Source organism: Mycobacterium sp. 360MFTsu5.1, assembly GCF_000383495.1.
Classification (GTDB): Bacteria; Actinomycetota; Actinomycetes; order Mycobacteriales; family Mycobacteriaceae; genus Mycobacterium; species Mycobacterium mucogenicum_B.
The window spans coordinates 474,121-497,260 of record NZ_KB911465.1 but is presented as its reverse complement, the minus strand read 5'-3'; the positions used below and the strand labels follow the sequence as shown (position 1 = coordinate 497,260).

The following is a 23,140-nucleotide window of genomic DNA, read 5'->3' as shown; positions in this document are numbered from 1 at the left end:
TCGATCTCTCGCCGGAGCAGGTGTGGACGCAGTTCCACTCCTACGCGTTCGACTTCTCGGTGTGGGAGATCTGGGGCGCGCTGCTGCACGGCGGACGGCTCGTGGTGGTGCCCGACGCGGTGGCGCGCTCTGCCGACGACTTCCACGACCTGCTGGTGCGCGAGCGCGTCACCGTCCTCACCCAAACCCCCTCGGCGGCAGCGGTGTTGTCCACCGACGGGCTGGACGCGGCCGACCTGGTCATCGGTGCCGAGGCCTGCCCGCCCGAGATGGTCGACCGCTGGGCACCCGGCCGGACGATGGTCAACGTCTACGGCCCGACCGAGACGACCATGTGGCTGTGCAAGAGCCTGCCGCTCACCGCGGGCTCCGGGGCGCCGCCGATCGGCTCGCCCACGGCGGGCGCGGCGTTCTTCGTCCTCGACGAGTCGCTGCGTCCCGTGCCGCCGGGCGTCGTCGGTGAGTTGTACCTCGCGGGCCGCGGCGTCGGCATCGGCTACTGGCGCCGGTCCGGCTTGACGGCAACGCGTTTCATGGCCTGCCCGTTCGGGGAACCAGGCACGCGCATGTACCGCACCGGCGACCTGGTGTCGTGGCGCCCCGACGGGCAGCTGGACTACTTCGGGCGTGCCGACGAGCAGGTCAAGGTGCGCGGCTACCGCATCGAATTGGGTGACGTCCGTTCGGCATTGGCCGAGCTGCCGGGCGTGGAACACGCGGCCGTGATCGCGCGCGAGGACCGGCCCGGTGACAAGCGCCTGGTCGGCTACATCGTCGGCCCGGCGGACCCGGCCGAGGCGCGCACCGCGCTGGCACACCGGCTGCCGGGCTACATGGTGCCGGCCGCCGTCATCACGGTGCCGGCACTTCCGGTCACCGTCAACGGCAAGCTGGACACGCGAGCGCTGCCGGTACCGGACTACCAGGACGCCGCGCGGTACCGGGCCCCCTCCGGACCGGTCGAGGAAACCCTGACGGCCATCTACGCGGAACTTCTCGGTGTCGAGCGGGTCGGTGTGGACGATTCGTTCTTCGACCTCGGCGGAGATTCGTTGTCCACCATGCGGTTGATCGCCGGCATCAACGCGGCGCTCGACGTCGAGCTGCCGGTGCGCGTGGTCTTCGAGGCGCCCACGGTGGCTCAGCTCGCGGCGCGGATCGGGGACGGAGCGACGCGGCGCGCGCCCTTGGTCGCGGTCGAGCGACCCGAAACGATCCCGCTGTCGTTCGCCCAGAACCGGTTGTGGTTCGTCGACCAATTGCAGGGTGCGTCAGCGCTTTACAACATGCCGGTGATGCTGCGGCTGCAGGGCCGGCTCGATGCCGCGGCGCTGCGAGCGGCGCTGGCCGACGTGGTCGGCCGGCACGAGAGCCTGCGCACGGTGTTCACGGCGACCGGTGGCACGCCCCGGCAGGTGATCGTTCCCGCCGACCAGATGAAACTCGGCTGGGACGTCGTCGACGCCGGCGCCTGGTCCGACGAGCAGCGCACCGACGCGGTGCGTGCGGCCGCACAGTACGTGTTCGACCTGTCCACCGAAATCCCGGTGCGCGCCAGTCTGTTCCGCCTCGCCGACGATGAGCACCTGCTGGTGGCAGTCGTGCATCACATCGCCGCGGACGGCTGGTCGCTGCAGCCGCTCGTCACCGATCTCGGCACGGCGTACGTCAGCCGCAGTGCCGGGCAAGCGCCGGGCTGGACGCCGCTGGCCGTGCAGTACGTCGACTACACCTTGTGGCAGCGTGCGCAACTCGGCGAACTCGACGCACCCGACAGCGAGGTCTCGGCCCAGCTGACCTACTGGACCGAGGCCCTGGCCGGCATCCCCGACCGCATCGACCTGCCGACCGACCGGCCGTACCCCGCGGTCGCCGATCTCCAGGGCGCGACGATCGACGTGGACTGGCCCGCCGAGTTGCAGCAGCAGATCGCGCGCGTGGCACGCGAGCACAACGCGACCAGCTTCATGGTGGTTCAGGCCGCGCTCGCCGTCATGCTGGCCAAGCTCAGCGCGAGTTCCGATGTCGCCATCGGCTTTCCGATCGCCGGGCGGCGCGACCCTGCCCTCGACGACCTCGTGGGCTTCTTCGTCAACACCCTGGTGCTGCGCGTCGACCTCGCCGGAAACCCCACCGTTGCAGAGCTCTTGGCGCAGGTACGGGCCCGCAGCCTGGCGGCCTACGAACATCAGGACGTGCCCTTCGAGGTACTGGTCGAACGCCTGAACCCGGCACGCTCCCTGTCACACCACCCGCTGGTGCAGGTGATGCTCGGCTGGCAGAACCTGCCGTGGCAGCACATCGAGACTGCGGGTGGCCTGGCGCTGGGCGACCTCACGGTCACGCCGTTGCCGGTGGAAACCCAGGCCGCGCGCATGGACCTGGCGTTCTCGCTGTCCGAACGCTGGACTGCCACAGGCGAACCCGCGGGCATCGGCGGCATCGTCGAATTCCGCACCGACGTGTTCGACGCGGCGAGCGTCGAAGCACTGGTGCGTCGGATGCAGGCCGTCTTGGCGGCCATGACCGCCGATCCCGGCCGAACGCTGTCGACCGTGGACCTGCTGACGCCGCAGGAGCGCGACCGGATCGAGGCCATCGGCCACCGGGACGTCTTGACGCGGCCATCGAGTCCGCCCTCGATCCCCGAGCTGTTCGCCACCCACGTCCGTGCCGTGCCCGATGCGGTCGCGGTCACCGACGCGGGCGCAGTGCTGACGTACGCGGAACTGGACGTGGCGTCGAACCGCGTCGCCCACCTGTTGGCCGACCACGGCGTCGGTCCGGGTTCGGTTGTCGCGCTGCTGCTTTCCCGCTCGACCGATGCCATCGTCGCGATGCTGGGTGTGCTCAAGGCCGGCGCGGCCTACCTGCCGATCGACATCACGTGGCCGTCGGCGCGCATCGCGTTCGTCCTCGATGACGCGGCACCGGTGGCGGCGATCAGTCACGAGCCGGATCTGTTGTCCGGCTTCAGCGGAGCCGTCGTCTCGGTCGCGGACGCTGCCGGACAAGCTGATTCAGCGCTGCCGACGCCGAATGCGGATGCGCTGGCGTACCTGATCTACACCTCCGGCACCACCGGCGTGCCCAAGGGTGTCGGGCTGACGCACGCCAATGTCACGCAGCTGCTCGGCACGCTCGACGCGGGCCTGCCGGCCGCCGGGGTGTGGAGCCATGCGCACTCGCTGGCGTTCGACGTGTCGGTGTGGGAGATCTTCGGCGCGCTGCTGCGCGGCGGCCGCGTCGTGGTGATCGGTGACGACGTGGCCCGGTCGTCGGCGGAGTTGCACCAGACTCTGGTGACCGAAGGCGTCACGGTCCTGACCCAGACCCCAACGGCGGCAGCGGTATTGTCGCCGGCCGGACTGGAACACGCCGCGCTCGTCGCGGTGGGTGAGGCCTGCCCACCCGAGGTGGTGCAGTACTGGGCGACCGGCGGTCGCGTCATGGTCAACGCCTACGGGCCGACCGAGACGACGATGTGCGTCGCGATCAGTGCGCCGCTGACGGCCGAGTCGGTGTCGGAAGCCACTGTCGTCCCCATCGGTTCGCCGGTGGGCGGTGCGGCGCTGTTCGTGCTCGACGATTCGCTGCGGCCGGTGCCGCCCGGGGTCATCGGCGAGCTGTATGTCGCCGGTGCCGGTCTGGGTGTCGGCTATCTGGGTCGCGCCGGGCTGAGTGCATCGCGTTTCGTGGCCTGCCCGTTCGGAGCTCCCGGACAGCGGATGTACCGCACCGGCGACCTGGTGCGCTGGGGTGCCGACGGACAGCTGACCTATCTGGGCCGCGCTGACGAACAGGTCAAGATCCGCGGCTACCGCATCGAACTCGGCGACGTGCAAACAGCTTTGGCCGCCCTGGACGGGGTGCAGCAGGCCGTCGTGATCGCCCGTGAGGACCGGCCGGGTGACAAACGGCTCGTCGGCTACGTGACCGGCACGGTCGACCCGGCCGCGGCGCGGGCCGAACTGGCGCACCGGCTTCCGGGCTACATGGTGCCGACGGCGATCATGACGCTGGACCGTTTGCCGTTGACTGCCAACGGCAAACTGGATACGCGCGCCCTGCCCGCGCCCGACTACGTGGCGGGCGACTACCGGGCGCCGGCAACCGCCGTCGAGGAAATCCTGGCCGGCATCTTCGCGAATCTGTTGGGACACAGCCGCGTCGGCGTGGACGATTCGTTCTTCGATCTCGGCGGCGACAGCATCGCCGCGATGCGCCTGATCGCCGCGATCAACGCGGCACTGGACACGGACCTGGCAGTGCGTACCGTGTTCGAGGCGCCCACGATCGCCGGGCTGGCGCCGCGGGTCGGGGCGTCCGCCCCGCGGCGGGACCCGCTGGTGGCAGGGGAGCGGCCCGCGGTCATCCCGTTGTCCTTCGCGCAGAATCGCCTGTGGTTCCTGGAACAACTGCAGGGCCCGTCCGCGACCTACAACCTCGCCACGGTGCTGCGTCTCACCGGAGACCTGGACGCCGACGCGTTGCACGCCGCGCTGGTCGATGTCGTCGCCCGGCACGAGGCGCTGCGGACCGTGTTCGTCGCCCCGGACGGTGTACCGCAGCAGGTCGTGCTGCCGGCCTCGCAGGCCGACATCGGTTGGGAGAGCACCGATGCGACCGGCTGGACCACGGGCCGGCTGGACGCCGCGGTAGCCGATGCGGCGCGGTACGCCTTCGACATCGCCACCGAGATTCCCTTGCGGGCCAGCCTGTTCCGGGTTGCCGACGGCGAGCACATCCTGGTCGCCGCCGTGCATCACATCGCGGCCGACGGCTGGTCCATCACGCCGCTGGCGCGCGACCTGGGCGTCGCCTACGCGAGCCGGTGCGCCGGACTGGCACCGCAGTGGTCGGAGCTGCCGGTGCAGTACGTCGACTACACGCTGTGGCAACGTGCGCAATTCGGGGATCTGCACGACGGTGACAGCCCGATTGCGGCGCAGCTCGACTACTGGCAGGACGCGTTGGCGGGGCTGCCCGAGCGGCTGCAACTGCCGACCGACCGGCCGTACCCGCTCGTGGCGGATCAGCACGGCGCGACCGTCGCCATCGACTGGCCGGCCGAGCTGCAGCAGCAGATCGCGCAGGTGGCGCGTGACCACAACGCCACCGGATTCATGGTGGTGCAGGCGGCCCTGGCCGTGCTGCTGTCCGCCGTCAGCGCGAGCCCCGATGTCGCCGTGGGCTTCCCGATCGCCGGCCGCACCGACCCGGCGCTCGACGACCTCGTCGGCTTCTTCGTCAACACCCTGGTGTTGCGCGTCGACCTGTCCGGTGACCCGACGTTCGCCGACCTCTTGGCGCAGGTGCAGCAGCGCAGCCTCGCGGCCTACGAGAACCAGGACGTGCCGTTCGAGGTGTTGGTCGAGCGGCTCAACCCGGCGCGGAGCCTGACGCATCACCCGCTGGTGCAGGTGCTGCTGGCGTGGCAGAACCTCCCGGGCCAACAGGCGCACGGCGCCGGGCTGACGCTCGGTGACCTGGAGGTGACGCCGGTCCCGGTCGACACCCAAACCGCCCGCATGGATCTGACGTTCTCGCTCGGCGAGCGCTGGGCCGACGACGGCGCACCGGCCGGCATCGCGGGGACCGTCGAATATCGCACCGACGTTTTCGACGCGGCGAGCATCGAGACGCTGATCGAGCGGCTACAGCGCGTATTGGCCTCCGTCAGTGCCGATCCCACCGCGCCGGTGTCCAGGGTCGGGTTGCTCGACGACGCCGAGCACGCGCGCATCGACGAACTCGCCAACCGCGCGGCACTGGAACGGCCCGCCCATGACGTGTCGATCCCGGAACTGTTCGCCGCGGTCGTCGCGCGCACGCCGGACGCGCAGGCACTCAGCTGCGCGGGCCACACCCTGACCTACCGCGAACTCGATCAACGGGCCAACCAGTTCGCGCACCTGCTCGCCACCCATGGCGCCGGTCCGGGACAGACGGTTTCACTGCTGCTGCCGCGGTCCGCGGAAGCCATCGTGGCGATCCTGGCGGTACTCAAGACCGGCGCGGCGTACCTGCCGCTGGATCCGGCACTGCCGGCGTCGCGCGTCGAATTCGTGCTCGCGGACGCGACGCCGGTCGCGGTGATCACCACAGGCGACCTGGCGGACCGGGTCTCAGGTCTCGACATCGCGGTGCTCGATGTGGACGATCCGTCCGGGGCCGCCCAGCCCGACACCGCCCTGGCCGGGCCCGCCGCAGACGACATCGCCTACCTGATCTACACCTCCGGCACCACCGGTGTCCCCAAAGGTGTTGCCGTCGCGCACCGTAACGTCACCCAGCTGATCGCCGCACCAGGCTCGGGCCTGCCGACCGCCGGTGTATGGAGCCAGTGGCACTCGCTGGCTTTCGACGTCTCGGTGTGGGAGATCTTCGGTGCGCTGCTGAACGGCGGCCGGCTGGTCGTCGTGCCGGAGTCGGTGGCGCGGGCACCGGAGGACCTCCACGCGCTCGTGGTGGCCGAGCGGGTCAGCGTACTGAGCCTGACTCCGTCTGCGGCAGGCGCACTTTCGGCCGACGGCCTCGACGGCGTCACCCTCGTGGTCGCGGGCGAGGCGTGCCCCACTGATCTGGTCGACCGCTGGGCCGGCCGCGTGATGATCAACGCCTACGGACCCACCGAGGCGACCATCTATGCCGCGATCAGCGCACCGCTCACGCCCGGTGAGCCGACGGTGCCGATCGGCTCGCCGGTGCCGAACGGCGCAACGTTCGTGCTGGACAGCCATTTACGGCCGGTTCCGATCGGTGTCGTCGGTGAGCTGTACCTCGCCGGCGGCGGCGTGGCGGCAGGCTATCTGCGCCGCGGCGGACTGACCGCCGGACGCTTTGTCGCCTGTCCGTTCGGTGGGCCCGGGGCCCGCATGTACCGCACCGGCGACCTGGTGCGGTGGCGTGCCGACGGCCAACTGGATTACCTGGGCCGGGCCGACGATCAGGTCAAGATCCGTGGCTACCGCATCGAACTGGGCGATATCCAGGCCGCACTGGCGGACGTCGACGGTGTGGACCAGGCCGCGGTGATCGCCCGCGAAGACCGCCCGGGGGACAAGCGACTCGTCGGCTATCTCACCGGCTCGGCCGAGCCCGAGACGGTTCGCGCCGCGCTGGCAGACCGGTTGCCGGCGTACATGATTCCGGCCGCGGTGGTCGTGGTGCCGGAGCTGCCGTTGACCGCCAACGGCAAACTCGATGTCCGGGCGCTGCCGGCGCCCGAATACGCCACGGGTGATTACCGTGCGCCCGCCAACGCGATCGAGGAAATACTCGCCGGCATCTACGCCGCGGTGCTCGGTGTCGAGCGTGTCGGCGTGGACGACTCGTTCTTCGACCTCGGCGGCGACAGCATTTCGTCGATGCAGGTCGTGACCCGCGCGCGGGCGGCAGGCCTGACCTGCCGGACCAAGGACCTGTTCGTCGAGCAGACCGTCGCCCGGCTGGCCCGGGTGGTCGAGGTGAGCGAAAACTCCGGCGCGGAAGCCGATTCGGGTGTCGGGCCGCTACCGGCCACCCCGATCATCGAATGGCTGCGCACCGTCGACGGCCCCACCGACCAGTTCAATCAGACCGTCGTGGTGCAGGCCCCGGCGCACGCCACCGAGGCGGACGCGGTAATCCTGTTGCAGGCCCTGCTCGATCACCACGCCACGCTGCGGATGCGTGTCGATGAGGACGGCGGGTTGAGCACCGCCGAGGCCGGCGCCGTGGCTGCACGCGCTTGCCTGCACACCGCCGACACCTGGTCCGACGACGCGTTGGCCGCGGCGCGCGCGCAGCTCAATCCCGCTGCCGGGGCGATGCTCAGCGCGCTGTGGGTGGCTGACAGCCGGCAACTCGCGATCGTCATCCACCACCTGGCGGTCGACGCCGTGTCGTGGCGAATCCTGTTGGAAGACCTGAACATCGCGTGGGTGCAACACCGGGCCGGACAGCCCGTGGCATTGCCGGCGGTTGGCACCTCGTTCCGGCGGTGGGCGGAGGTGCTCGCCGAGCACGCCCACACGGATGACGTCGCCGGTCACGCCGCGGCCTGGCAGCGGATCACGCAGGCACCGGCTGTGTTGCCCGCCGTGCAGCCCGCTGTCGATACCTTTGCCGCCGCGGGACACCTGGCCGCCGAACTCGACGCCGAGACCACCACGACGCTGCTGAGCGCAGTGCCCGCGGCGTTCCACGCCGGGATCAATGACATCCTGGTCATCGGATTCGCCTTGGCGCTGGCGGAATTCGCGGGAGAGCACGGCGGGACGATCGGCATCGATGTCGAGGGGCACGGGCGTCATGAAGACCTGGGCTCCGACATCGACCTGACCCGCACAGTCGGCTGGTTCACCACCAAGTCCCCGGTTTCGATCACCCTCGGGGACATCAGCTGGGCACAGGTGATCGCCGGTGACGCGGCGCTGGGCGCCGTCATCAAGGACGCCAAGGAGCAGCTCCGGGCACTGCCGGACCCGCTCAGCTACGGATTGCTGCGGTACCTGAATCCCGTTGTGGACGGCAATGATCCGGCCATCGGCTTCAACTACCTCGGGCGCCAGGGTGGCACCGCCGAACTGTCCGAGGACCTCTGGCGCATCGGGGACCGCACGTCCACCGCGGCCATGGCGATCCCCATGCCGCTCATGCACACCCTGGAACTGGGGGCCGGCGCCGCCGAGACGCCGGACGGTCCACGGCTGCATGCCAATTGGACCTGGGCGCCGTCGGCACTCGACGCGGAACAGGTGACGCGCCTGAGCCGGTTGTGGTTCGAGGCGCTGTCCGGAATCTGCGCCCACGTCTCGGACGGCGGCGGTGGCCTGACACCGTCCGACATCGCGCCGGCCCGACTCAACCAGCAGCAGCTCGATGACCTGGAACGGTGCGGCGGCGTCGCCGACGTACTGCCCCTGACCCCGGTGCAGGAGGGCCTGCTCTTCCACGCAACCACCGCCCAGAGTGGCGGTGACCTGTACGCCGGACAGCTCGACATCGGCGTCACCGGCCGGCTCGACGCCGTCCGGCTGCACACCGCCGTGTGTGCCGCGGTCGCCCGCCATCCGCATCTGGTGGCGGGCTTCCATTCCAGGTTCGGCCAGCCGGTCCAGGTCATCCCGGCCCAGCCCGAAATCGGCTGGCAATACCTGGAACTCGACAGCGACGCGCAGGTGGCACACATCCGCGCGACCGAGCGTGCGGCGGTATGTGACCTCGGTGCAGGGCCGGTCTTCCGGGCCGCGTTGATCCGGGTGGCACCTGACCGGTACCGGTTCGTGCTCACGAACCACCACATCGTGCTCGACGGCTGGTCGATGCCGATCCTGCTGGCGGAGATCTTCGCCGGCTATCACGGTCACCGGCTCCCGCCGGCCACGCCGTACCGCAACTACGTGGGCTGGCTGGCCGACCGGGACCACGGCGCGGCCACCGCGGCATGGGGTGAGCTGCTCCGCGGCCTCGATACGCCCACCTTGGTCGCCCCCGCCGGCCGCACGGAATCGGGGCCGCGCGGCGTCGAGACCGTCACGCTCCCGGCGGAAATCGCCACGGCGGTGGCCGATTTGGCGCGGGCCCGGCACACCACCGTCAACACCGTGCTGCAGGCCGCGTACGCCCAGCTCCTGTGCTGGCTCACCGGCAGCCACGACGTGGTGTTCGGCACGACGGTCTCCGGCCGACCCGCGGAGGTCTCCGGCGTCGAATCGATGGTGGGCCTGTTCATCAACACCGTCCCGGTCCGCGCCAACCTCACCGCGACCACCACGGCGGCCGAGCTGCTCGATCAGCTGCAGGACGGATACAACGAGACGCTGGACCACCAGTACCTGGCGCTCAATGACATTCACCGCATCACCGGTCAGGACCAGCTGTTCGACACGCTGTTCGCGTTCGAGAACTACCCCGTCGACACCGCGGCCCTGTCGAGCGATGCCGAGCTGGCCGTCACCGATGTCGCCACCCACGAATCCACGCATTACCCGCTGACCGTGCAGGCGCAGCCGGGCCGCGAGCTGACCATCCGCGTCGAATACGACACGACGGTGTTCGATACGGCCGACATCGCGGCGATGGTCGAGCGGCTGCAGACCGCGCTGGCGGCCATGGCCGCCGATCCGGGCCGGCCGCTGTCGGCGATCGACGCCCTCGGGCCGGACGAGCGGGCCACGGTGGACCGCTGGAGCGGGCGCGCCGTCCTGACCGAACCCGTTGCCGGGCAAACGGTTCCGGAACTGTTCGCCGCGCAGGTGGCTCGCACCCCCGATGCGGTGGCCCTGACCTACCAGGACTCGGCCTGGACGTACCGGGAGCTGAACGACACCGCGGACCGGTTGGCGCGCGCGTTGGCGGCCCGCGGCGCGGGCCCGGGACAGAGCGTGGCGCTGATGTTCCCCCGCTCGGCCGACGCGGTCATCGCGATCCTCGCGGTGCTCAAGACCGGCGCGGCGTACCTGCCGATCGACCCCGCACTGCCCGCGGAACGCGTCGAGTTCATGGTCGCCGACGCGTCGCCGGTGCTGCTGCTCACGACCACCGAACTGGTCGCCGACATGTCAGGTCTCGGTACGCCGGTGCTGGATGCGGCGGCCGTATCCGGTCGGGAAAACGGGACTGCCACAGTGATTTCGGGACCGCGCCCTGACGACATCGCGCACATCATCTACACCTCCGGAACCACCGGGCAGCCCAAGGGCGTCGCCGTCACGCACCGCAACGTCACGCAGCTCTTCGCGGGGCTGGACATCGGGGTCGAATTGGCACCCGGGCAGGTGTGGGCGCAGTTCCACTCGTACTCGTTCGACTTCTCGGTGTGGGAGATCTGGGCGGCCCTGCTGCACGGCGGGCGCCTGGTGGTGGTGCCCGACACGGTGGTCCGCTCGCCGGATGAGTTCCACGCCTTGCTCGTTCGCGAGGGCGTCACGGTGCTCGCACAGACCCCGTCCGCGGTCAGTCTGCTGTCGCCGCAGGGCCTGGGGTCGATGGCCCTGCTGATCGGTGCCGAGGCGTGCCCGCCGGAACTGGTGGACCGGTGGGCGCCGGGACGCGTCATGCTCAACGTCTACGGGCCGACCGAGACGACCATGTGGGTGTCCAAGAGCACGCCGCTGGCGCCGGGATCCGGTGCGCCGCCGATCGGTTCGCCGGTCCCGGGTGCCGCGCTGTTCGTGCTCGACGAGTGGCTGCGGCCGGTGCGGCCGGGCGCGATCGGCGAACTCTATGTGGCGGGCCGCGGCGTCGGGGTCGGCTACTGGGGCCGATCCGCCTTGACCGCAACACGTTTCATGGCGTGCCCGTTCGGCGCGCCCGGAACGCGCATGTACCGGACGGGCGACCTGGCAAGCTGGGGTCCCGACGGGCAGCTGCGCTACCTCGGCCGCGCCGACGAACAGGTCAAGATCCGCGGCCATCGCATCGAACTGGGTGAAGTGCGGTCTGCCCTGGCGGCGGTGGCCGGTGTCGAGCAGGCGGTGGTGGTCACCCGCGAGGACGAGGCCGGCGGCAAGCGCCTGGTCGGTTACGTCGTCGGGTCGGTGAATCCGGCGGGGGTGCGCGCCGCGCTGGCGCAGCGCCTGCCGGGCTACATGGTCCCGGCGGCCGTCATCGGCCTGCCGGAACTTCCCGTCACGGTCAACGGCAAGCTCGACACCCGCGCGCTGCCGGAACCGGAATACGTTGCGGGCGTGTACCGGGCGCCGGGCAGCCTCACCGAGGAGATCCTGGCCGGCGTCTACGCACAGGTGCTCGGCATCGAGCGGGTGGGCGTCGACGACTCGTTCTTCGATCTCGGCGGCGACTCACTGTCGACGATGCGGCTGGTCGCGGCGATCAACTCCGCACTGGACGTCGACCTGCCGGTCCGCGCGGTCTTCGAGGCGCCCACCATTGCCCAGCTGGCGCCGCGAATCGTCACGGGTGAGCGTGGTCTGCAACCGCTGACTGTGGCCGAGCGCCCCGACGTGGTGCCGCTGTCGTTCGCGCAGAACCGATTGTGGCTCGTCGACCAGGTGCAGGGACCCTCGCCGGTCTACAACATGGCGACGGCCCTGCGGATCGATGGACCACTCGACGTCGAAGCCCTCGGCGCCGCGCTGTCCGACGTCGTCGGCCGCCACGAGAGCCTGCGCACGCTGCTCACCGCGCCCGACGGCACGCCCCAGCAGGTCGTGGTCCCCGCGGCGCGTGCCGATTTCGGTTGGGACGTCGTCGATGCCACGCAGTGGTCGGAGACCCGCCTGCACGACGCCCTCGAGGCGACCGCGCGGAGCACCTTCGACCTGGCCATCGATATCCCGTTGCGGGCGCGCCTCTTCCGTGTCGGGGACGACGAACACGTCCTGGTCGCCGTGGTGCATCACATCGCCGCCGACGGCTGGTCGCTGCGGCCGCTGGTCGCCGACCTGGGACTGGCCTACGCCGGCCGCTGCGCCGGACAGGCGCCCGACTGGGCACCGCTGCCGGTGCAGTACATCGACTACACGCTCTGGCAGCGCGCACAATTCGGCCGTCTCGACGACAGCGGCAGCCGGGTGGCGGCGCAGCTGGCGTACTGGGAGGACGCGCTGGCCGGACTGCCCGAGCGCGTGCAGTTGCCCACCGACCGGCCGTACCCGCTGGTGGCCGACATGGCCGGCGCCACGGTCGCCGTGGAGTGGCCCGCCGAGTTGCAGGAGCAGGCGGCCCGGCTGGCCCGGGAGCACAACGCGACGACCTTCATGGTCGTGCAGGCGGCACTCCTTGCACTGCTCGCCAAGGTCAGCGCGAATGCCGATGTCGCCGTGGGCTTCCCGATCGCCGGACGGCGCGATCCCGCACTCGACGATCTCGTCGGCTTCTTCGTCAACACCCTCGTGCTGCGTGCCGACCTGACCGGCGACCCGACATTCACCGACCTGCTGAACCAGGTCCGCAGCCGCAGCCTGGAGGCCTTCGAGCACCAGGACGTGCCGTTCGAGCTGTTGGTGGAGCGGCTGAACCCCGCCCGCAGCCTCACCCACCATCCGGTGGTGCAGGTGATGCTGTCGTGGCAGAACTTCACCGGCCTTACCGACCCCGCCGCCGGCTCCGGGTTGAAGGGTGTTGACGTCACGTCGATCCCGCTCGGCACCCAGTCCGCCCGCATGGACCTGACCTTCTCGCTGTCCGAACGCTGGACCGCGACAGGTGCACCCGCCGGCATCGGCGGTGAGGTGGAATTCCGGACCGACGTGTTCGACGCGGAAACTGTTGCCGCACTGGTCAACCGGATGGAACTGCTGCTGGCGGCGATGACGGCTGAACCGCGGCAGGCGCTGTCGTCGGTGAGTCTCGTCGACGCCGCCGAACAGGACCGCCTCGACGAGCTCGGGCACCGTGCGGTGCTCACCGCGCCGGCCGGGGCAGCCGTCTCCCTCCCCGAGCTTTTCGCCGCCCAGGTGGCCCGCACACCCGACGCGGGAGCGCTCACCTGGCAGGGCCGGACCCTGACCTACGCGGAACTGGACTCGGCGGCAAATCGGTTGGCGCACCGGCTGATCGATCTCGGCGCCGGTCCGGGACAGACGGTGGCGTTGCTGTTCCACCGCTCGGCCGACGCGATCGTCTCGATCCTCGCGGTCCTCAAGGCCGGGGCGGCGTACCTGCCGATCGACCCCGCACTGCCGTCGGCGCGCATCGAGTTCATGCTCGGCGACGCCGCGCCGGTCGCCGCCGTCACCACCGGCGATCTGGTCAAGCGCTTGGCCGGATTCGACCAGCCGGTCCTCGACGTCGCCGACACCGACATCGAAAACCAGCCCGCCACAACGCCTCCGGCGCCGGACACGGGCGACGTCGCGTACCTGATCTACACCTCGGGCACCACCGGTGTACCCAAGGGTGTTGCCATCACACACCGCAACGTGGTGGGGCTGCTCGGCGAGCTGAAAGACCAACTGCCCACGGCACGCGTCTGGAGCCAATGGCACTCGCTGGCCTTCGACGTGTCGGTGTGGGAGATCTTCGGGGCCCTGCTGCACGGCGGACGCCTCGTCGTGGTCTCCGAGACGGTGGCCCGATCGCCGGAAGAACTGCACGAACTGTTGGTCGCCGAAGGCGTCACGATGCTGACGCAAACCCCCTCCGCCGCAATGATGTTGTCGCCGGCGGGGCTGGAGTCGACGTCGCTGGTGGTCGCGGGCGAGGCCTGCCCGCCCGAGCTCGTCGACCGCTGGGCGACCGACGGCACCCGAGCGGGCCGCGTCATGCTCAACGCCTACGGCCCCACCGAGGCCACCATCTACGCCGCGGTCAGCGCACCGCTCACCGCGGGTTCGCCCGTCGTACCGATCGGCACGCCGGTTTCGGGCGCGGCGTCCTTCGTCCTGGACGAGCGGCTGCGCCCCGTACCGGTCGGCGTGGTCGGCGAGTTGTACGTCGCCGGCTCGGGCGTCGCGGCCGGATACGTGCGGCGCGGCGGGCTGACCGCATCGCGCTTCGTGGCGTGCCCGTTCGGCGCCCCGGGGCAACGCATGTACCGCACCGGCGACCTCGTCCGGTGGGGCGCCGATGGCCAGCTGCAGTACCTGGGTCGCGCCGACGAACAGGTCAAGATTCGCGGCTACCGCATCGAATTGGGCGACGTGCAAACGGCGTTGGCGGGTCTCGACGGCGTCCGCCAGGCCGCGGTGATCGTGCGCGAGGATCGCCCCGGCGACAAGCGACTCGTCGGCTACATCACCGGCACCGCCGACCCGGCCGAGGCGCGGACCGCGGTGGCCAAACATCTTCCGGCGTACATGGTTCCGGCCGCCGTGGTCGCGATGGCGACGCTGCCGCTGACGCCGAACGGCAAGCTGGACCGCCGCGCGCTCCCGGCCCCGACGTACGGCAACGCCGATCAGTACCGGGCGCCGCGAACCCCGGTCGAGGAGACGCTGGCCGCGGTCTACGCCGACGTTCTCGGCGTCGACCGGGTCGGCGTGGACGACTCGTTCTTCGAACTGGGCGGCGACAGCATCATGTCGATGCAGGTGGTGGCCCGGGCACGGGCGGCCGGTCTGAGCTGCCGTCCGCGCGACGTCTTCGTCGAGCAGACAGTGGCGCGCCTGGCCCTGGTGGTCGAAACCGTCGGCGACACTGCCGATGTCGCCGACGCCGGGGTCGGCCCGGTGACCGCCACACCGATCATGCGGTGGCTGGCGGGCGTGGACGGGCCGACGGGCCAGTTCAACCAGACCATGGTGGTGCAGGCCCCGGCGGGCGTCACCGAGGCCGACGTCGCAATCCTGTTGCAGGCCTTGGTGGACCGGCATGCCATGCTACGGCTGCGGGCCGACGCCGACTGGTCGCTGCAGGTGCCCGACGCGGGCGCTGTCGATGCCAGGGAGTGCCTGCAGACGGTTGACGAGCTGACCGAAGACGCGGTCATCGCGGCGCGGTCGCGGCTGAATCCGGCGGCCGGCGTGATGCTCAGCGCACTGTGGGTGGCACCGGCGCGTCAGCTCGTGCTGATCATCCACCACCTCGCGGTGGACGGCGTGTCGTGGCGAATCCTGTTGGAGGACTTGAACGTCGCGTGGCTGCAGTCCCGCGCGGGGCAGCCCGTCGAACTGCCGGCGAGCGGCACGTCGTTCCAGCGCTGGGCGCAGGTCCTCGTCGAACACGCGGCGGCGCCCGAGGTGGTTGCGCAGGCCGAGGCGTGGCGGGAGGCGGCTGCGACGCCGGCACTGTTGCCCGCCGTGCAGCCGGAGCGGGACACCTTGGCCACGGCCGGGCAGCTCTCGGTGACGCTGGACGACGTCGACACCGTGCAAACGCTGCTGCGTGAGGCGCCGGCGGTGTTCCACGCCGGCATCAACGACGTCCTGCTGATCGGATTCGCCTTGGCGATAGCCGAATTCACCGGTAGTGGCCGCACCATCGGCATCGACGTGGAAGGCCACGGCCGGCAAGACGAGATCACCGAGAACGTCGATCTGTCGCGCACCGTCGGCTGGTTCACCACCAAGTACCCGGTGGCCGTCACGGTCGGGGACCTCTCCTGGACCCAGGTGGCCTCCGGTGATGCCGCCCTGGGCGCGGTGCTCAAGGACGCCAAGGAGCAGCTGCGCGCACTGCCGGACGGCCTGACCTACGGCCTGCTGCGCTACCTCAACGACGACGTCGATCTCGAAACCGACGACCCGGCAATCGGATTCAACTACCTGGGCCGCCTCGGTGGCGGGTCCGAGCTGTCCGACGAACTGTGGCAGGTCGGTCGGGACGGTGCGGCAGCAGCTGAGGTCACCGGTCTGGCGACCGCGGTACCGATGCCGTTGATGCACACCCTCGAGCTCAACGCCGGCACAGTCGACACCGACGCCGGCCCGCAGCTGCATGCCAATTGGACCTGGGCGCCGTCGGCGCTCGACGGCGACCAGGTCGAGCTGCTCAGCCGCCTGTGGTTCGACGCGCTGACCGGCATCTGCGCCCTGGTGCGTGCGGGCGGCGGCGGTCTGACGCCGTCGGATATCGCACCGGCCCGGCTGAGCCAGCAGCAGATCGACGAGCTGGAGCGTGCGCACGCCGTCGCTGACATCCTGCCGGTGACGCCGCTGCAGCAGGGTCTGCTCTTCCACGCCGCACAGCTGGGCGCCGACGCCGATCTGTATGCGGTGCAACTGGACCTGACGCTGGCCGGCCCGCTCGACGCGGAGCGGCTGCGCGACGCCGTGCAGACGGTGGTGCAGCGGCACCCGAACATCGCGGCCCGTTTCTACGCCGGACTCGATGTGCAGGTCATCCCGGCGGCGCCCGACGTTGCCTGGCGGGTGCTGGACGCAGCCGACGACGAGGTCACGCACATCTGCGCCGCCGAGCGTGCCGCGGTGTGCGACCTCAGCGACCAGCCGCTGTTCCGGGTTGCATTGATCCGCACCGGCGAACACCGGCACCGGTTGGTGCTCACCAACCACCACGTCGTGATGGACGGCTGGTCACTGCCGGTCCTGCTGCGCGAGATCTTCGCGGGCTATCACGGTTACCGGCTGCCTGCGCCGGTTCCGTACCGCCGCTTCGTCACGTGGCTCGCCGATCGGGACCTCGATGCCGCACGCACCGCGTGGGCCGAGGTGCTGGCCGGTGTCGACACCCCGACACTGGTCGCAGCACGGTCCGCATCGGGTGGCCGTGGCGTGAAATCCGCGGCGCTGTCGGCCGAAACCACACACGCCGTCGCAGAACTGGCGCGGGCGCGCCACACCACCGTCAACGTCGTCCTGCAGGCCGCTTACGCACAGTTGCTCATGCAGCTGACCGGCCGCCACGATGTGGTGTTCGGAACCGCGGTGTCGGGCCGCCCGACCGATGTGGCCGGGGCGGACGAGATGGTCGGCCTGATGATCAACACCGTGCCGGTACGCGCCACCGCGACCGCGGTCACCACCGTGGCCGAACTGCTCGACCAGATGCAGGATGCGCACAACCGCACGCTCGACCACCAGCATCTGTCACTCGCCGAGATGCACCGGATCACCGGTCAGGACCGGCTTTTCGACACGCTGTTCGCGTATGAGAACTACCCGCTGGGTGCCGCCGCGTCAGGCGGCGCCGGGGACCTGACCATCACCGAGTTCAGCAGCCATGAGCAGAACCACTATCCGTTGACGGTGCAGGCCATGCCGGGCGAAGAACTCGGCCTGCGCCTCGAGTACGACACCGCGGTATTCGATGCAGCCGCCATCGACAGGCTCGTCGAGCGGTTCGAACGCGTGCTGGTCGCGATGACCACCGCGCCCAGCGGGCGGCTCGCGTCGGTGAATCTGCTTGCCGCCGAAGAGCGCTCGCGGCTGGACCGCATCGGCAACCGCACCGCCACAGCCGACGTACCCGCATCGATTCCGGCACTTTTCGCCGCCCAGGTCGACCGCACCCCGGATGCTGTCGCGCTCACCGGACCGGACCGCGCGCTGACCTACCGCGACCTCGACGCGGCCTCGAACCGGTTGGCGCACCGGCTGATCGACGCCGGCGCCGGTCCGGGGCAGACCGTGGCACTGCTGTTCCCCCGGTCGATCGACGCGGTCGTGGCGATCCTCGCGGTCCTCAAGACCGGGGCGGCGTATCTGCCGATCGATCCGGCACTGCCGGCGGAGCGGCTCGCGTTCCTGCTGTCCGACGCGGCACCGAGCGTCGCCGTCACCACCGCGGACCTGGCCGGCCGCCTCGGCGCGTTCGACGGCCCGGTCGTCATCGGCTCTGCCAGTGAAAACGGGCCCGCCACAAGGCTTCCGGACCCGGATGCCGACAGCGTCGCCTACCTGATCTACACCTCCGGTACCACCGGCGTGCCCAAGGGAGTTGCGGTGGCGCACCGCAACGCGGCGCGGCAGTTCGGGGTACGACTCGCGGGCCTGCCCGCGGACCCGGTGTGGACGCAGTGCCATTCGTACGCGTTCGACTTCTCGGTATGGGAGATCTGGGCCGCGCTGCTGCACGGCGGTCGACTGGTGATCGTGCCGGAGGCGGTGACCACGAGCCCGGACGAGTTCCAGCGTCTGCTCGCGGCCGAACAGGTCAACGTGCTCACCCAAACCCCCTCCGCAGCAGGCGCGTTGGTGCCCGACACGCTGGCGCCACTGGCCTTGCTGCTCGGCGGTGAGGCGTGCCCGGCCGATCTGGTCGACCGCTGGACGGCGCGCGGGCACACCGTGATCAACGCCTACGGCCCCACCGAGACCACGGTGTACGCGGCGGTGACCGAACCGCTGACAGCCGGCGCAGCTTCGGTACCGATCGGCACGCCGGTACCCGGCACGGCGTTGTTCGTGCTGGACGGCTGGTTGCGCCCGGTTCCGGCGGGCGTCGTCGGTGAGCTGTACGTCGCGGGTGCCGGCGTGAGCGTCGGCTACGCCGGCCGGTCGGAGCTGACCGCCGGCCGGTTCGTCGCCTGCCCGTTCCCCGGTGTGGGGGAGCGGATGTACCGCACCGGCGACCTCGTGCGCTGGGACGACGACGGCCGGCTGCATTACGTCGGCCGGGCCGACGAGCAGGTCAAGATTCGTGGCTTCCGCATCGAACTCGGCGAAGTGCAAACGGTTTTGGCGTCGCTCGACGGCGTGGACCAGGTGGCGGTGATCGTGCGCGAGGACCGCGCCGGCGACAAACGCCTCGTCGGATACATCACCGGCACCGCCGATCCCGCAGCATTGCGCGCTCAGCTCGCCGACCTGCTGCCGGCCCATGCGGTCCCGGCCGCCATCGTCGCGCTGCCGGCGCTGCCGGTCACGACCAACGGCAAGCTCGATGTCCGCGCGCTGCCCGCACCCGAATACCGCGCGGGCGCCCACCTGGCTCCGCGCACCGCCACCGAGGTCGCGCTGGCCGCCGTCTACGGCCGGGTCCTCGGCGTCGAGCGGGTCGGCGTGGACGAGTCGTTCTTCGACCTCGGCGGCGACAGCATCTCGGCGATGCGCCTCGTCGCGGCCGTCCGCGCCGACCTCGGCATCGAGCTGTCGGTGACGACGGTGTTCGAGGCACCCACGGTGCAGGCGCTCACCGAGCGGCTGACGAAGGACGGCGCGGCCGGGCCGGAGATCGCACCGGTGCAGGTGCTGGGGACCGGTACGGGCGTCCCACTGTTCTGCCTGCACGCGGTCAGCGGCATCAGCTGGCCGTACCAGGTGCTCGGCGGCTACGTCGACGGTCCGATCGTCGGCATTCAGCAGCCGGCCACGGACACCCCGGGATCGCTGAGCGACATGGCGGCGACGTACGCCGACCGGATTCAGGCCGCACAGCCGTCGGGCCCGTACCACCTGCTGGGCTGGTCGTTCGGTGGTGTCGTCGCGCATGCTGTCGCAGTCGAGCTGCAGCGGCGCGGCGCCACTGTCGCTCGGTTGGTACTGCTCGACGCCGAGCCGAGCCTGCGCGTCGCGAACCAGGCGGTCGACCGGGACCAGCTGGCCGGCATCGTAGACGACGGCCTGATGGACCTGTTGGTGCGCAACTTCGACACCAACGTCGCGCTGTACCGGGAGCACGAGGCCGGGCGGTTCGACGGAGATGTCGTGGTGATCGCGGCCGCCGGGGGCGACGACGCTCGCGGCGCCTTCCTCGCACAGAGCTGGCGCCCGCATGTGGCCGGCACCGTCACGGTGCACGAGGTGCGACGCGGGCACCATGAGATGCTGACCGTCGAAGCGCTTGCCGAGTACGGCAGGTATCTGAGCGGTGAGGCAACGTGATAGCTCGGTCGGGCAAAGGTGTGTTCGCCGGGGCTTTCGAGCTGCTGGCGCGATTGGTGCTACGCCGGCCCTGGGCCGTGATCGGCGCCTGGCTGCTGCTCGTCGTGGCGCTGTCGGCGGCCGTGCCGCCGCTGATGAAGCTGGCGAGCGACCGGAACCAGGAGCTGCTGCCGAGCAACTCCGCGGTCATGGCGGCGACCCGGGACATGACGTCCGCGTTCCATGAACCCGGGATCCAGAACATCGCGCTGGTGGTCCTCACCGACGAGAACGGCCTGACCAAGGCCGACGAAGACGTCTACCGCACCCTGGTCGACAGCCTGCACCGCGACACCGCCGACGTGGTGATGGTGCAGGACTTCATCTCGCAGCCGCCCATGCGAGAAGTGTTGGCCAGCAAGGACAACAAGGCGTGGTTCATCCCCGTCGGTATCCGGGGTGAGCTGGGCTCGCCAGAGTCCAGCGAGGCGTACAAGCGCGTCGTCGGCATCGTTGACCACACCTTGAATCAAGGGACTGCCGGCTCGTCGCTCAACTACCACATGACGGGCCTGACGGCCACCGTCGCCGAACGCGAACAGCTCGGGTTGCGTGATCTGCGAGTCATCGAGACCGCCACGGTCGTCATGGTGCTGCTGATTCTCTTTGTGGTGTACCGCAATATCGTCACCATCCTGGTGCCGCTGGCGACCATCACGGTGTCGCAGGCCGCCGCGACACAGGGCGTGGCAGCCCTGGCGACGTGGGGTCTGCCCATCTCGCAGCAGACCGTCGTGTTCATGAGCGCCATGATGATCGGCGCCGGCGTGGACTACGCCGTCTTCCTGATCAGCCGCTACCACGAATACCTCAGGCAGGGACTCGATTCCGATGAGGCCGTGGCGCGGGCGCTGACCGCCATCGGCAAGGTGATCGCGGCGTCGGCGGCCACCGTCGCGGTGACGTTCCTGGGCATGAGTTTCACCAGCCTGAAGGTTTTCTCGACCACCGGCCCGGCGCTGGCGGTCACGATCGCGGTGGCGTTCCTGTCGTCGATCACGCTGTTGCCGGCGATCCTGACGCTCGTCGGGCGGCGCGGCTGGGCCAGGCCTCGCAAGGAATTGACCAGCCGCTTCTGGCACCGGTCCGGCATCAACATCGTGCGGCGCCCCGTGGTGCATCTGGTCGGCAGCCTCGTCGTGCTGATCGCGCTCGCCGCCGGCGTCGGCTGGCTGCACACCAGCTACGACGCCCGCACGGCGCTGCCCGCGTCGGCGGAGAGCAATATCGGCATGGCCGCCATCGAGCGGCACTTCCCGGCGAGTGTGACGGCGCCGCAGTACCTTTTCGTCCAGTCGCCGCACGACCTGCGGACGACCAAGGGCCTCGCCGACCTCGAACAGATGGCGCAGCGCGTCGCGCAGCTGCCCGATATCGCCGCCGTCCGCGGCGTCACCCGGCCCACCGGCGCCCCGTTGGAACAGGCGACGCTGAGTTACCAGGCCGGCGAGATCGGCGACAAACTCGCGGAAGCCACCAACAAGATCAACGGCAGTGTCGACCAACGACAGGCTCTGGTCGGCGGCGCGGGCAAGCTCGCCGACAGCCTGGCCACCGTGCGCACACAGCTGACCAAGACCATGGGCGTGCTCGACAACCTGAACAAGAGCATGGCGAGCATCAAGGACCAGCTGGAGAGCTCGCAGGAATTCCAGGACGCGCAGCGGCAGCTGGACAGCGTGCGCAATTCCGGTGACGTGCCGAACATCCCGCCGCGGTCGGGCAGCCAGAACTTCCAGGACATGGTCGCCATGGCCGATGCGCTGCTGCAGCAGCGCAAGGACAACCCCGGCTGCGATGCCGATCCGGATTGTGCGGGGCAGCGCGACCAACTGCAGCGGCTCTCGGACGGGTTGCACAAGATGCAGCCGTCGTTGGATTCCGCGGCCAAAGCCCTTCGCTCCCTTGGCGGTGCCGGCGGCAGTGGCGGCGCCAGCAGCCCGGGCGGCATGAAGCAGAACATGGCCGCCCTGCAGGAGGGCGCCAACGCCCTGGCCGAGGGCAGCCGCAAGATCGCCGAAGGGCTGCGCGTCCTCGACGATCAGACCAAGCAGCTCGGCGAAGGTCTTTCGCACGCGTCGGCATTCCTGCTGGCGATGAAACTGCACGCGTCCGAGCCGGGAGCCGCCGGCTTCTACATCTCCCCGGAAATCCTGGGCAACGACAAATTCAAGGATCTGGCCCGGGTTTTCATGTCGCCGGACGGGCATTCGGCGCGGTACCTGGTCGAGTCCAAGCTCAACCCGTACGACACCAAGGCCATGGATCAGGTCAAGGCGATTCTCGCCGCCGCGCAAGGCGCCCAGGCGAATACGTCGCTGGCGGACGCCAAGATCGCGATGTCGGGCATGACGCCGTACTACGCGGAACTGCGCGACTACTTCAACAAGGACCTGCGGTACATCGTGCTGATGACCGTCATCGTGGTCTTCCTGATTCTGGTGCTGCTGCTGCGGGCCGTCGTCGCGCCGCTGTATCTCGTTGGCACCGTGATCCTCTCGTGCCTGTCGTCGCTCGGCATCGGCGTCATCGTGCTGCAGATCCTCGGCGGTCAGCCCATGGCGGCGAGCACCCCGGGCATGGCCTTCATCGTGCTGGTGGCCGTCGGCGCCGACTACAACATGCTGCTGATCTCCCGGATCCGAGACGAGTCCCCGAACGGCATCCGCTCGGGCGTCATCCGCACCGTGCGCAGCACCGGCAGCGTGATCACCTCTGCCGGAATGATTTTCGCCGCACCCATGTTCGCCATGCTGTTCAGCAGCATCGGCTCGATGGTGCAGGGCGGCTTCATCATCGGCGTGGGCCTGCTGATCGACACCCTCATCGTCCGCACCGTCACGGTGCCGGCGCTCGCCGTGCTGGTCGGCAAGTACAACTGGTGGCCGTCGCGGACCAAGCGGAACCCGGCGCCCGCCCTGAGCTAG

Annotated in this window: 2 protein-coding genes (1 of these 2 cut by a window edge); both read left to right on the top strand. The window is 70.1% G+C overall.

Going from position 1 to position 23,140, the window contains the following annotated elements; all coding sequences use genetic code 11:
• A protein-coding gene (locus tag H289_RS0112025; protein WP_020101047.1) for a non-ribosomal peptide synthase/polyketide synthase crosses the window boundary here: on the top strand, positions 1-20,174 show its 3' portion. The gene continues 10,765 nt to the left of window position 1, outside the view; the window shows 20,174 of its 30,939 coding nt (coding positions 10,766-30,939); its start codon lies beyond the left edge, outside the window; it ends in the stop codon at positions 20,172-20,174.
• Positions 20,171-23,140: an MMPL/RND family transporter gene (locus tag H289_RS30380; protein WP_231387995.1), complete on the top strand. Its 2,970-nt coding sequence runs from the start codon at positions 20,171-20,173 to the stop codon at positions 23,138-23,140. The genes H289_RS0112025 and H289_RS30380 overlap by 4 nt, the downstream gene beginning before the upstream one ends.